At 47.0% G+C, this 13,361-nt stretch carries 11 protein-coding genes; all 11 read left to right on the top strand.

What is annotated here, in order from left to right; genetic code table 11:
* Window positions 1-40 precede the first annotated feature (40 nt).
* Window positions 41-1,159 (top strand): flavodoxin-dependent (E)-4-hydroxy-3-methylbut-2-enyl-diphosphate synthase, encoded by a 1,119-nt coding sequence (gene ispG, locus MKY16_RS18840; protein WP_025718670.1) that lies wholly within the window; start codon window positions 41-43, stop codon window positions 1,157-1,159.
* Between the two features lie 218 nt (window positions 1,160-1,377).
* Window positions 1,378-3,105: an ATP-dependent protease LonB gene (gene lonB / locus MKY16_RS18835; protein ID WP_029518404.1), complete on the top strand. Its 1,728-nt coding sequence runs from the start codon at window positions 1,378-1,380 to the stop codon at window positions 3,103-3,105.
* A 110-nt stretch (window positions 3,106-3,215) separates the two neighbouring features.
* On the top strand, window positions 3,216-5,552 hold the full coding sequence (gene lon / locus MKY16_RS18830) for an endopeptidase La (RefSeq protein ID WP_023989969.1): 2,337 nt from the start codon (window positions 3,216-3,218) through the stop codon (window positions 5,550-5,552).
* A gap of 18 nt (window positions 5,553-5,570) precedes the next feature.
* Complete coding sequence (gene yihA / locus MKY16_RS18825) at window positions 5,571-6,182, top strand: ribosome biogenesis GTP-binding protein YihA/YsxC (RefSeq protein WP_029518405.1); 612 nt, start codon at window positions 5,571-5,573, stop codon at window positions 6,180-6,182.
* Between the two features lie 287 nt (window positions 6,183-6,469).
* On the top strand, window positions 6,470-7,057 hold the full coding sequence (locus MKY16_RS18820) for a hypothetical protein (RefSeq protein WP_029518406.1): 588 nt from the start codon (window positions 6,470-6,472) through the stop codon (window positions 7,055-7,057).
* A gap of 268 nt (window positions 7,058-7,325) precedes the next feature.
* Window positions 7,326-7,724 carry an adenosylmethionine decarboxylase gene (gene speD / locus MKY16_RS18815; RefSeq protein ID WP_025365654.1) on the top strand — a complete coding sequence of 133 codons (399 nt, stop codon included), beginning with the start codon at window positions 7,326-7,328 and terminating at the stop codon, window positions 7,722-7,724.
* 246 nt (window positions 7,725-7,970) lie between these two features.
* Entirely contained in the window at window positions 7,971-9,365 is a 1,395-nt protein-coding gene (hemA, locus tag MKY16_RS18810; protein ID WP_029518407.1) for a glutamyl-tRNA reductase, read from the top strand.
* A 16-nt stretch (window positions 9,366-9,381) separates the two neighbouring features.
* The gene (ccsA, locus tag MKY16_RS18805; protein ID WP_029518408.1) at window positions 9,382-10,209 is read left to right on the top strand and encodes a cytochrome c biogenesis protein CcsA; all 828 of its coding nucleotides are present in this window, start codon (window positions 9,382-9,384) and stop codon (window positions 10,207-10,209) included.
* Between the two features lie 8 nt (window positions 10,210-10,217).
* The gene (locus MKY16_RS18800; protein ID WP_069011260.1) at window positions 10,218-10,865 is read left to right on the top strand and encodes a precorrin-2 dehydrogenase/sirohydrochlorin ferrochelatase family protein; all 648 of its coding nucleotides are present in this window, start codon (window positions 10,218-10,220) and stop codon (window positions 10,863-10,865) included.
* 1 nt (window position 10,866) lies between these two features.
* Window positions 10,867-11,793: a hydroxymethylbilane synthase gene (gene hemC, locus MKY16_RS18795; protein WP_209950328.1), complete on the top strand. Its 927-nt coding sequence runs from the start codon at window positions 10,867-10,869 to the stop codon at window positions 11,791-11,793.
* 4 nt (window positions 11,794-11,797) lie between these two features.
* The gene (cobA, locus tag MKY16_RS18790; RefSeq protein ID WP_069011261.1) at window positions 11,798-13,354 is read left to right on the top strand and encodes a uroporphyrinogen-III C-methyltransferase; all 1,557 of its coding nucleotides are present in this window, start codon (window positions 11,798-11,800) and stop codon (window positions 13,352-13,354) included.
* Window positions 13,355-13,361: the final 7 nt, after the last annotated feature.

Below are 13,361 nucleotides of genomic sequence, written 5' to 3'. Positions count from 1 at the left end.
TAAGGGGTGGAGGTTTGGCGTTAATGGGAGAGAAAAGTACATGTTCTTAAGACAAGACACACGTCCCGTTAAAGTCGGGAATCTGACGATTGGCGGCAGCAATGAAGTCATCATCCAAAGCATGTGTACAACTAAAACAGCAGATGTGGAAGCAACTGTAGCCGAGATTCTTCGCTTGGAAGAAGCCGGATGTCAACTGGTGCGGGTTACCGTCAACAATGAGGAAGCTGCCGCAGCCATTAAGGAAATTAAAAAACGGATTCATATTCCGCTAGTTGCAGATATTCACTTTAATCACAAGCTGGCTCTACTGGCAATTGAAAATGGGATTGATAAAGTTCGCATTAATCCAGGTAACATAGGACGACGTGAAAAAGTAGAAGCTGTCGTGAAGGCATGTAAGGAAAAAGGGATTCCGATTCGAATTGGTGTGAATGCCGGGTCATTGGAACAGCATTTACTTGATAAGTATGGCTACCCTACGCCAGAAGCGATGGTAGAAAGTGCGCTGTATCATATCGGGATACTGGAAGAACTTGATTTCCATGACATTATCGTGTCACTGAAGGCGTCTGATGTTCCTATGGCGATTGCTGCTTATACGAAGGCCGCTGAAATTATTAAGTATCCGCTCCATCTGGGTATTACCGAAGCGGGTACACTCTTTACGGGTACAGTTAAAAGCGCGGCAGGTATGGGCGCTTTGCTAGCATCAGGCATCGGCTCCACAATGCGTATTTCACTTAGTGCTGATCCGGTGGAAGAAGTGAAGGTAGCCCGTGAGTTGCTCAAGACGTTTGGATTAATCACAAACGCAGCTACATTGATTTCTTGTCCGACTTGCGGACGTCTGGATATTGATCTGTTCTCTATTGCCAACGAGGTAGAAGACTACATTGCAAAACTCAAGGTACCGATTAAAGTATCAGTACTGGGTTGTGCAGTAAATGGCCCGGGTGAAGCGAAGGAAGCTGATATTGGAATTGCCGGAGCGCGCGGTGAAGGCCTTTTGTTCCGTTATGGAAAAATGATTCGCAAAGTACCTGAGGCTGATATGGTGGACGAATTGAAAAAAGAAATTGATATCATCGTCAAAGCATATGAGGAAACAGGGAAAATACCTGGACGTGAAGAACGTCATACCGCCGAGAAGGTGTAGGCAAAAAGCAGTTATTATAAAGAGGCATAGTCATAATCTATTGTCATCATTTAAACGCCGTGGAGAGCAGCTCTGCTACAGAACTGTTCTTCGCGGTGTTTTTGTATTTCTCTCTGATCTTTTGAAAGACCGCCGTTTAGCTATCGCGGAAAAGGAAATACTGTTTTTCATAGAGCGGCATTTTTAAAATTGCTGAGATGAGAAACGGAGGAAATACGATGGACTTGACTATGATTTTGTTATTGGTGCAAATGTTTTTCGGGATTGTTATTGGTCTGTATTTCTGGAACCTCCTGCGGAGCCAGAAAACGAACCGTAGTGCGGTGGATCGGGAATCCCGCAAGGAATTGGATAAGCTACGCAAATTGCGTTCTATTTCACTTACCAAGCCGTTGGCTGAACGCACACGTCCTGCCACATTACAGGATATCGTGGGTCAGAAGGATGGACTGCGCGCGCTCAAGGCTGCGTTATGTAGTGCGAATCCGCAGCATGTCATTATTTATGGCCCGCCGGGTGTAGGGAAGACAGCTGCTGCACGCGTTGTGCTGGAAGAGGCTAAGAAGAATCTGTCCTCTCCGTTCAAGGGAGACGCCAAATTCACGGAGATTGATGCTACGACGGCCCGCTTTGATGAGCGCGGTATTGCGGACCCGCTGATAGGTTCAGTGCATGATCCAATCTATCAAGGGGCAGGAGCGATGGGGGTAGCGGGTATCCCACAACCTAAACCCGGAGCTGTGACGAAGGCGCATGGGGGGATGCTGTTCATTGATGAGATTGGTGAGCTGCATCCAACGCAGATGAATAAACTCTTGAAAGTACTGGAGGATCGCAAGGTATTTTTGGAGAGTGCGTATTACAACTCGGAAGATTCGAATACTCCTGCTTATATCCACGATATTTTCCAAAACGGTTTGCCAGCCGATTTTCGTTTGGTGGGTGCGACGACCCGTTCGCCGCATGAACTGCCACCTGCGATTCGCTCCCGGTGCATGGAGATTTATTTCCGTGCCTTGCAGCCACAGGAGATTGCTCGTATTGCAGAGGATGCCGTCCACAAGCTAGGCTTTGGCCCTTGTCCTGAGGCGGTAGAAGTTGTACAGCGTTACGCAACGAACGGTCGGGAGGCGGTCAATATGATCCAGCTGGCTGCTGGTTTGGCACTTACCGAGAAAAGGGAATGTCTCAATGCTTCCGACGTCGAATGGGTAGCGGGCAGTAGTCAAATTCAACCGCGTCCTGACCGAAAAATACCAGGCTTGCCGCAAATCGGATTCGTTAACGGATTAGCTGTATATGGCCCGAACATGGGGATGCTGCTTGAAATTGAAGTTACAGCAGTTCCGGTTCCTGAGGGAAAGGGCAGCTATAATATTACGGGGGTTGTGGATGAGGAAGAAATCGGAGGCGGGTCCCGTACACTGCGCCGTAAGAGCATGGCTAAAGGTTCTGTAGAAAATGTTCTAACCGTTTTGCGTACGCTCGGATTGTCTCCGTCGAATTACGATTTGCATATCAATTTTCCTGGGGGTACGCCGGTAGATGGCCCGTCCGCAGGAATTGCGATGGCAACAGCCATTGCTTCCGCGATGCGGGGAATTCCGGTGGATCATGAAATTGCAATGACTGGCGAAATTAGCATCCATGGTCGTGTCAAACCGATTGGTGGTGTATTAGCCAAGGTTGAAGCCGCTTTTCAGGCAGGAGCCAAAAAAGTGATCATTCCGCAGGACAACTGGCAAGCTCTTTTTGACAGCATTGAGGGTTTAAAAGTGATTCCCGTACAGTCGGTTACCGAAGTGTTCCGACATGTGTTCGGGGAAGAGATAACGTCGGATTCGCCTGTACATGCGCCAATTGAGACTTTTCGCCCATCCCAATCTTCCTTGTTACAGGCTGATGGAACGCATAACGGGACGATATCAGATACAGGATCTTGCTGATGAACCACCCTTTCATTGGTTTTTTCATAAAACATTTGATAAAATATGAAAGATAACAACTTGAGGATTGTAAAATCCGGAACCTGAGAATCACTGGAGGTGCGAAAGCGATGGGACCCACCAAGACAAAAGGTCGTCGTTTTCCTTTGCTGCCTTTAAGAGGGCTTCTGGTCTACCCGAGTATGGTTCTGCATCTCGATGTGGGCCGGGAAAAATCGGTCAAGGCTTTGGAAAAAGCGATGGTTGAAGACAATTTGATTCTCCTGTGTTCTCAATCAGAAGTAAATATTGAAGAACCTACACAAGAGGACATCTTTCGAGTCGGCACGGTAGCCAAGGTACGCCAGATGCTCAAACTTCCTAATGGAACCATTCGAGTATTGGTGGAAGGGCTGGAACGGGCCGAGATTATTCAATATACGGACAATGAAGAATATTACGAGGTAATGGCGAAGGAGCTGCACGAGGCAGAAAACGTACAGCCTGAGACGGATGCGCTAATGCGCACTGTATTAACTCAGTTCGAGCATTATATCAACTTGTCCAAAAAGGTAACACCGGAGACTCTCGCTGCGGTATCGGATATTGAGGAGCCGGGACGGCTAGCAGACGTAATCACAAGTCATTTGACGCTCAAAATTAAGGAAAAGCAGGATATACTGGAGACGATCGACGTTACTCAGCGTCTGGAGAAGCTTCTGGATATTTTGAACAATGAGCGTGAAGTACTGGAGCTGGAACGTAAAATCAACCAGCGTGTGAAGAAGCAGATGGAAAAGACGCAGAAGGAGTATTATCTGCGTGAACAAATGAAGGCAATTCAGAAGGAACTTGGCGAGAAGGAAGGTCGCGCGGGAGAAGTTGAAGAACTGCGCAACCAGCTAAGTGAACTGGAGTTGCCTGTTCCGGTGAAGGAGAAGGTCGAAAAGGAAATCGATCGTCTGGAAAAAATGCCGGCAAGCTCTGCCGAGGGTGGCGTCATCCGTAATTATGTGGATTGGTTGTTAAGCTTGCCATGGAACAAGTTTACCGATGATGATCTGGATATTGTCAAAGCTGAAGAGGTACTTAATAACGACCACTACGGATTGGATAAACCCAAGGAGCGTGTATTGGAGTATTTGGCTGTACGCAAGCTGGTGAAGACCATTAAGGGACCGATTCTGTGTCTCGTGGGTCCGCCAGGGGTCGGCAAGACCTCGTTGGCCCGTTCGATTGCCAAATCCATGGGTCGGGAATTTGTCCGCATCTCTCTCGGAGGTGTGCGGGATGAAGCGGAAATCCGTGGTCACCGTCGGACTTATGTTGGTGCGATGCCAGGGCGGATCATTCAGGGGATGAAGACCGCAGGAACGTCTAATCCAGTATTTTTGCTGGATGAGATTGATAAAATGGCTTCCGATTTTCGAGGAGATCCATCGGCGGCATTGCTCGAAGTGCTTGATCCTGAACAAAACAATACGTTCAGTGACCATTTTGTTGAGCTGCCGTTTGACCTGTCCAATGTGATGTTTGTAACGACAGCCAATGCTGCACACAACATCCCGCGTCCGCTAATGGACCGCATGGAGACGCTCTATATTCCTGGCTACACCGAACTGGAGAAGCTGGAAATCGCCAATCGGTACCTATTGCCCAAGCAGAAGAGAGAGCATGGCTTGGACGAGGAACAACTGGTTATCGGGGAGGATACGCTACTGCGTGTCATTCGCGAATATACGCGTGAATCTGGTGTGCGGAATCTTGAGCAGCAAATGGCTTCTCTGTGCCGCAAGGCGGCGAAGTCCGTTGTATCTGGTGGCGAAGGACCAATTCAAATCACACCGGATAATCTGAAGGATTATCTGGGTATCGCTAAATTCCGTTACGGTGTTGCAGAACTGGAGGATCAGATCGGTACGGTTACAGGCTTGGCATGGACAGAGGTCGGTGGTGAAACACTGATGATTGAAGTGACGGTCGTACCTGGTAGTGGTAAACTGATTCTTACGGGTAAACTGGGAGACGTTATGAAGGAATCTGCACAGGCGGCATTCAGCTACACCCGTTCCAAAGCAGTTGATCTGGGCATTGAACTAGACTTTTATGAGAAAAATGATATCCACATTCATATTCCTGAGGGTGCGATTCCGAAGGATGGTCCATCTGCGGGAATTACTATTGCTACCGCGTTAATTTCAGCTTTGACCAACCGTCATGTATCCAAGGATGTGGCTATGACGGGCGAAATTACTCTACGCGGCCGTGTATTGCCGATTGGTGGTTTAAAAGAGAAGTCGCTGGCTGCCCACCGGGCAGGCTACAAAAAAATTCTGCTTCCCAAAGATAATGAACGGGATTTAAAGGATATTCCCGACAGTATCCGGCAGGATGTTGAATTTGTCCCCGTTGCCCATATGGATCAGGTGCTAAAGCATGCTTTGGTTGAGCAGGCAAGGGTACATTAGAGAGGAATTAAGGACACAATGAAAGTAACAAAAGCAGAATTTATAATAAGTGCGGTTGGTCCCGATCAGTTTCCTGTGGACGCTTTGCCAGAGATTGCTCTGGCGGGGCGCTCCAATGTAGGAAAGTCTTCATTGATTAATCGGTTGATTAACCGTAAAAATTTGGCGCGTACCAGTTCTACGCCAGGTAAAACCCAGCAACTCAATTATTACCGGATTAATGATGATCTCTATTTTGTCGATTTTCCCGGTTACGGTTACGCCAAGGTATCCAAAACGTCCCGCAAGGCTTGGGGGCAGATGATTGAGTCTTATTTGCTGGAGCGTGAGCCACTCAAACTGGTGCTTCAAATGGTAGATTTGCGCCATCCGCCGTCCAAGGACGATATCATGATGTATGATTGGCTGCGTCATAACGGGCTTCCCGTATGTGTTGTAGGCACGAAGGCAGATAAAATCCCTAAAACGCGGCGAGAAAAGCATTACAAGGTAATCAAGCAGGAACTCGGAATACTTCCCGGGGGATTGTTTATCCCCTTTTCATCCGAAGAAGGTATGGGCAAGGAAGAGCTGTGGTCTGTCATCTCCAGCTATATAGAGAATGACGAAGAAGAGCAGACGGAATTGTAAGGCTAGGGACGTCCTTGAGGACGTCCTTTTTTCATGGTTCGGGCTTCAAAAAAATAAACTTACTAAATAGGTGGGAATAATATATAATAACAAAAAGAACTCGTGGATTTTAAGCCGAAAAGTGAGTATATGGGGGATAATGCAGTCTCAACCCCATCATTTTCCGTTTATTTCCGATGTATGGCGGGAATTTATGATTTGATGTGCAAGAAAAGCACTTTAGGTCTGATGTATAATAAATTTAAAGCTTAAACTTATAGGTTCAGGAAAGAATTGAGGAGATGGGTATGGCTCAGCGGTTAGCCACAGAGTATGTTAAAACCACTTTGACCTTGTCGGAAACCCAAATGGACGAATTTTTGCGGGCAGTGGATGATCCCCAGGTGCATTACTATATTAAAGTTCTAGATAACGGAAGACAGGAAATCGTTCTGGAGCATAGTGCGGGTGAGGAAGTTCATTTGTTTTTTGAAGCCAAAGAGGGAGCGTTTGTGTGTGAATTGACTTGTCGCTTAATTCATCCGCAACTAACCCTGTTTATACGCAAACTTTTTGTTCGTTTTAAGGGCGAAGGCATCGTTTACCGAATGTATCAAGGATTCACTATGGTGTATTTTTATAATGAAGGTACGGTTCGTAAAATTATGGAGAAGAATGCCGGAGGTTCCAGGCTGGTATTCGAATATAAAAATACGGTGCAGGAATTGCAACAGCTTTTTCAGCATCAGAACGTCGAAAATGAAATATCTGACGTATATCATCTCATTAATTCGTTGCTTGACCAGCGGAATTTGGCGCGTACTTTCTCGGAGTTGGAACAGATTGACCACAAGCTTCGAATGAGTTGCTCAAAATTATTTGCACTGGAAGCTTAATAAGGCATGAATATATGGAATGAATCGTTATGCCATGTAGTCCCTTTCTTTACCGAAATAGGCTTTTTTATTCTTAAAAAATGATTGCATTTGCTGCACATAGATGTTATTTTTAATCTCGTTGAAAATGAAATATAGGAACCAGGATTCACTCAGGACATTGAATGTTGCGAGAGGTTATTCCCTCGGGAAGTGAATGACGTAGGTCCTAGCGGATGAAATTTTTCCAAACATTTTATTCCTAGGAAGGGGGAACCGAAAGATGGAATTGGAGTACTCAACTTTCGGAAGACACGTTGCCGTAGATACTTGGGGTGTTGAGTTTGAATTACTGAATGATGCGCAGTTTTTGGAGGCTCAATTAGTTGAAGCAGCTGAAGCTTGCGGAGCAACGGTGATGTCCGTTCAATCCAAGCAGTTCGAACCACAGGGAGCTACCGTGCTTGTACTGTTGTCGGAGAGTCATCTCTCTATTCATACGTATCCTGAGAGAGGGTTTGCCGCTATTGATTGTTATACTTGCGGTGAGACTGTCGATCCGCAGCTGGCTATTGATTACCTGGTATCCGTTCTAAAACCGAAAAAAACATATGCGAAAAAGCTGATTCGCGGCTTGGGAGAACTTCAGGTGGAATCACCAGAGTGCAAGCTGGCTGAGTTAGTGTAAATCGTTTTTTATGGAGCCGTTTGTGCGTCCTATATTATAGCCATGGAACATTTCCATGGTTATTTGTTTTAAAAGTGGTCTACACTAAATCAAATCATACAGAACGTGCTGGTTTCATGAAAGCTATTCAATTTTCATAAACAATTCATAAAACAGCCGGAGGAGATTCGGACTTCTGTGATATAATTAACATAGTTTATGATAACAGTGGTTATTCTTATTACAGTTTAGGCAGGTGAATTTGCAATGCACATCGTCGTTGTTGGGTTGAATTATCGTACGGCGCCTGTGGAAGTCAGAGAGCGTTTTACATTTGCAGAACAAGATTTGCCAAAAGCGCTGGAGCAACTCAAACTTACCAAAAGTGTGTTGGAAGGCGTAGTTGTCGCAACCTGCAATCGGACTGAAATATATGTTGTAGTGGACCGCCTTCACATGTGCGGCTATTTTATACGCAGTTTTATGGAGCAATGGTTTGGCATTCCGCGTGATCAATTTACACAACATTTATATATATATGAGGACGAGCAGGCGATTCGGCATTTGTTCCGTGTGACTTGTGGTCTTGATTCTATGGTAATCGGAGAAACACAAATTTTGGGACAGGTAAAGAACGCTTTTCTTCAGGCTCAATCCCAGAAAATTACGGCAACGTGGTTTAATATGTTGTTTAAGCAGGCCGTCACATTGGGCAAGCGTGCCCATTCAGAGACATCTATTGGAGAAAGTGCCGTATCTGTCAGCTATGCAGCAGTTGAGCTAGGCAAACGGATTTTCGGGATGTTTACCGATAAAAAGGTACTGATTCTCGGTGCTGGTAAAATGAGTGAACTTACGGTTAAGCATTTGTACAGCGGCGGAGCAGCCGAGGTTATTGTAGCCAACCGAACCTTGTCCCGTGCGGAAGACCTTGCCTCCAAGTTCCATGGAACGCCGGTTACGATGGAGGAAGGCATGAATCGGTTGGCGGACGTGGATATTGTTATTAGCTCGACAGGTGCCCAGGGGTATATTCTGGATCGGACTCGGGTTGAAGCAAGTATGAAACGTCGACAGTCCCGTCCTTTGTTTATGATTGATATTGCGGTTCCGCGTGATCTCGACCCGGCTATTGGTGAATTACAGAATGTTTTCCTGTACGATATTGATGATCTGGAAGGGATCGTGGAGAGCAATTTGGAAATGCGCCGTACCGAAGCTACAAAAATCGAGCATATGATCGAAGATGAGCTTAGCGAGTTTTATCAATGGTTGAAAACGATGGGAGTGCGTCCGGTGATTCGTGCATTACAGGAAAAAGCGGAGTCTGTACATCAGGATACGTTGGAAAGCTTGTTCAATAAGCTTCCCGAGCTGGATGAACGGCAACGCAAAGTGATTAGCCGTTTGACGAAGAGCATGCTGAACCAGATGATGCATGATCCGATCAATCGGGTAAAGGAACTGGCTGTCCAAAAACAGGGGAATGAGGCCCTGGACATGTTTAGCCACATTTTTGCTCTGGAGGATCGTTTGGATGACGCCGCTCAGAAAGTAGATAAAAGCGATGCATCTGCGTTAATAAAACCGGAAGCCGGTGTTCATGAAAAAACCGTTCAGGCTCAGGCTTTGCCAGCGTCGTTTGCGCCGGCCAGCCTGTAAAAGTGGGTGAACAGACGTGGCTTCAGGCATGCTTATATATGATTCAATGATTTATGTTTTTGCCCTGAGCCTTCTGTTTGTATTCTCGGATGGGATTCGTCGCAATGCGAATGCTAAACGGACAGGTACAGGGCTTCTTGTTGTCGTTCTGGTGCTCCAGCTTGCTTATATGGGGATAAGAACCTGGAATGAAGGGCACCTTCCTATTTTCGTGACCTACGATTTTCTATTTCTGTTTTCAGTTATTTTAGTGCTGATTTCTTTGATTTTGACACGTTATCAGCGTTCCGAATTTGCGGTATTGCTGCTTAATATTATTAGTTTTGCAGTGCTGGTGCTCAACAATATATGGATGGAGCCTCTCGACAATCCACTTGGAAATTGGCATACCGTGCATGGGCTGCTCCTGATTCATATTGCGCTGGCTAATCTTGGTTTTGTAGCGATGACGGTAGCAGCTGTATTTTCGGGGTTATATCTGTTTTTGCATCGTAAATTGAAAGTAAAGAAATGGAATGACACGATCAGACGCCTGCCGAGTCTGGAAATGATGGATCGGTATACGCATATGGCGCTGTTGATTGGTACTCCTTTGCTGGGAGTCTCTATTGTAGTTGCCGTTATTTCTATTATTGCTGAGGAACGCTGGCTTCTCTTGCTAGATACCAAGGTGCTGATGACAGCGATTGCCCTGTGTGTGTATATTATATTTTTAGTGAGCAAAAGATTGAATCAGCGTTCAGGGCTTGTGATGGCAAAGTGGGCATTGGTGGGCTACACGCTATTGATTCTTAATTTTTTGCTGAATTCCTGGTCTGTATTTCATCAGTGGACGGGAGAGTGAAAAGCCATTTGCAGCATTTTGTCCCGATTTCGTTGAATTGTAACAATAAGATCTGTTGTATTGTAGGCGGCGGCAGGATTGCGGAACGAAAGGTTAAGGGGATGATGGAAAGTGGGGCGTCCATTACCCTCATTAGCCCGAATATAACGCCGGATTTACAGGTCCTGGCCGATCACAAGCAGCTCCACTGGGTAAATCGCGTATATCGCGAGGGTGACCTCCAGGGAGCCTTTCTTGTATATGCCGCTACGAACCAGAGAGAAGTGAATAATAAGGTTGCGCATGAGGCCAGACAAAGGGGTATACTGGTAAATGTGGCGGATCGCTCGGAAGAGGGAGATTTTATAACGCCGGGCATCATCCGACGAGGGAGACTGACGATTAGTATCTCTACAGAAGGGGCAGGCCCCGCTGTGACCGCTGATATTACATCAGCCTTGGATACGTTGTTTGGTAGCGAATACGAGCCATATCTGGATTTCATGCACGATATGCGACAGATCATCAAACGTAAGATAAGTTCCCCACAGCAAAGGACTAAACTACTGAGGCGCTTGGCGAGTAGCGGAATTTTGGATCAAATACGCCGTCATGAATTTATGGCTTGGACCGAACAACAAATAGACCTGTGGATTGCGCAAAATCAGGAGGAATAACATGCGAACAATTGTGGTAGGCAGCAGACAGAGTGCGCTGGCGTTAACTCAGACCGGGCATGTCATTGAAGATTTGAACGCGCTATGCGCGGAGCATGGAATGGATTTGCAATTTGTCGTAAAGAAAATCCTGACCAAGGGTGATCGAATATTGGATGTAACCTTGTCCAAAGTGGGTGGCAAAGGGCTTTTTGTCAAAGAGATTGAACAGGCCATGCTGGCTGGTGAGATTGATATGGCAGTACATAGTATGAAGGATATGCCTTCCGAATTGCCGGAAGGGCTTGTCAACGGCGCTGTACCGCGTCGTGAGGATCCACGTGATTGCCTGATCACATTGGGCGCCGAGAGCCTGGAGGATTTGCCTCAAGGGGCAAAGGTGGGCACGAGTAGCCTGCGCAGAGCCAGTCAAATCAAGTCCATGCGACCTGATCTACAATTGGAGCCTGTGCGTGGGAATATTGATTCCCGTCTGAAAAAGCTGGAGACGGAAGGTTTTGACGCTATCATTTTGGCGGCAGCAGGTTTGCATCGGATGGGCTGGAAAGATCGAATTACATCCTATATACCGGAAGAAGACTGTTTGCCGGCGGTTGGGCAGGGAGCGCTGGGTATTGAATGTCGCGCGAGTGATGAAGAGCTATTGGCCTTGCTGCGCCTTTACAACGACCGGGATACCTCGGCTACCGTTGCGGCAGAACGAACCTTTTTGGGCGTGTTAAATGGGGGGTGCCAAGTGCCGATCGGGGCTCATGCCGTCTGGGCTGGTCAAGAAATCAGCCTTACGGGCATGGTAGGCTCGCCAGATGGCGAGGTTATTTTGAAGGAAACGCTCCAGGGAAATGATCCGCAAAAGCTGGGAGAAGCGGTGGCGGCCAGTTTGATAGCCAAAGGAGCAGAACAGATTCTGGCGCAGGTGAGGGGATGATAGCATGGCAGGAAAAGTATATTTGGTAGGTGCAGGACCCGGAGACGCAAGATTAATTACGGTCAAGGGTTGGGAATGCATTCAATTGGGCGATGTCATTGTGTACGACAGACTGGCAAGCCCGCGCCTTTTGGGATTGATGAAGCCAGAGGCCCAAAAAATATATGTTGGAAAGTTGCCAGATCGTCACACTATGAAGCAAGAGGAAATTAATCAGCTGTTGGTGGATTTGGCCTTGGAAGGAAAAACAGTTGTTCGTCTTAAAGGGGGAGACCCTACTATATTTGGACGAGTCGGCGAGGAAGCCGGGCTACTGCGTAAACATGGTATTTCCTATGAAATTATACCCGGCATCACATCAGCAATCAGTGTGCCCGCCTATGCGGGGATTCCAGTCACACACCGGGATATGGCCTCATCGCTATCTATCATTACAGGTCATGAAAGTCCGGATAAACTCGACAAAAGTATTCATTGGGATAAAGTGACGAACGCAACGGGCACACTGATCTTTATGATGGGTGTAGCAAAGATTGGCTATATCAGTGAACAGCTGATAAAACACGGCAAGCCATCAAATACTCCTGTTGCCTTGATCCGCTGGGGAACCCGTGCCGAGCAGGATACGCTGGTGGGTACGCTTGCGGATATTGAAGCTAAGGTGAAGGCTGCGAATTTTCAGCCTCCCGCCGTCATCGTTGTTGGAGAAGTGGTCAATCAACGTGAACAGTTAAAATGGGCTGAGGACATGCCTTTGTTTGGCAAGCGAATTTTGGTTACTCGCGCGCGTGCGCAGGCCAGCAGTCTGGTCCATCGGATAGAAGAGCTTGGTGGCGAGCCTTATGAATTTCCAGTTATTCAGACGGTCGCCCCTTCGGACGAGCCAACCAAACAGGAAATTAAAGAGGCATTTGCGCGACTGCCAGAATATGATTGGGTGTTTTTTACCAGCGTTAATGGAGTGGAATACTTTTTCACGCACTTAAAGGAACAGGGCAAGGACGTACGTATGCTGTTCAAAGCGCGTATTGCCGCAGTCGGACCGGCTACAGCAGCCGCGCTTCGGACACACGGAATTGTGGCAGAACAGATCGAGGGCCCATTTCAGGCAGAGGGCTTGCTCGAAGGATTTGAGCAGGATTTGCAGGCAGGGCAGAACGTATTTCTCCCAAGAGGTGATCTAGCTCGGCCGTGGCTGCCAGAAAAGCTGAGGGAGATGGGACTTCATGTGACCGAGGCTGATTTGTATCAAACGGTGCTAGCAGCCAACACACAGGATGATGAACTTCTCAAGCTGCTTGAGGAGCGTGCCATTCATGCGATTACGTTTACCAGTTCCTCAACTGTAACCTTTTTCTTAGAAGCCCTCAGACAAATGGGGATCCATGATCCGGTGTCGCTGCTGGAGGGAGTTACGATTGCTGTGATAGGTCCTTTGACCGGTGAGACAGCTACCCAAGCCGGCTTGACTGTAAGTTTTATGTCAGAGAAGGCGACCATTGAAAGTCTGATCCAATCGTTGTGTGAGTGGAAACGTTCAAGTACTGTTATGACATTATAATTTTTTT

This window comes from Paenibacillus sp. FSL L8-0641 (assembly GCF_038006265.1).
Taxonomy (GTDB): domain Bacteria; phylum Bacillota; class Bacilli; order Paenibacillales; family Paenibacillaceae; genus Paenibacillus; species Paenibacillus polymyxa_D.
The sequence above is the reverse complement of the archived record's forward strand: the minus strand, read 5'-3'. Positions and strand labels throughout refer to the sequence as shown.

Coding starts and splice junctions, on each gene's coding strand:
- ispG (WP_025718670.1), top strand. CDS start 41: ATGTTCTTAAGACAAGACACACGTCCCGTTAAAGTCGGGAATCTGACG.
- lonB (WP_029518404.1), top strand. CDS start 1,378: ATGGACTTGACTATGATTTTGTTATTGGTGCAAATGTTTTTCGGGATT.
- lon (WP_023989969.1), top strand. CDS start 3,216: ATGGGACCCACCAAGACAAAAGGTCGTCGTTTTCCTTTGCTGCCTTTA.
- yihA (WP_029518405.1), top strand. CDS start 5,571: ATGAAAGTAACAAAAGCAGAATTTATAATAAGTGCGGTTGGTCCCGAT.
- MKY16_RS18820 (WP_029518406.1), top strand. CDS start 6,470: ATGGCTCAGCGGTTAGCCACAGAGTATGTTAAAACCACTTTGACCTTG.
- hemA (WP_029518407.1), top strand. CDS start 7,971: ATGCACATCGTCGTTGTTGGGTTGAATTATCGTACGGCGCCTGTGGAA.
- hemC (WP_209950328.1), top strand. CDS start 10,867: ATGCGAACAATTGTGGTAGGCAGCAGACAGAGTGCGCTGGCGTTAACT.
- cobA (WP_069011261.1), top strand. CDS start 11,798: ATGGCAGGAAAAGTATATTTGGTAGGTGCAGGACCCGGAGACGCAAGA.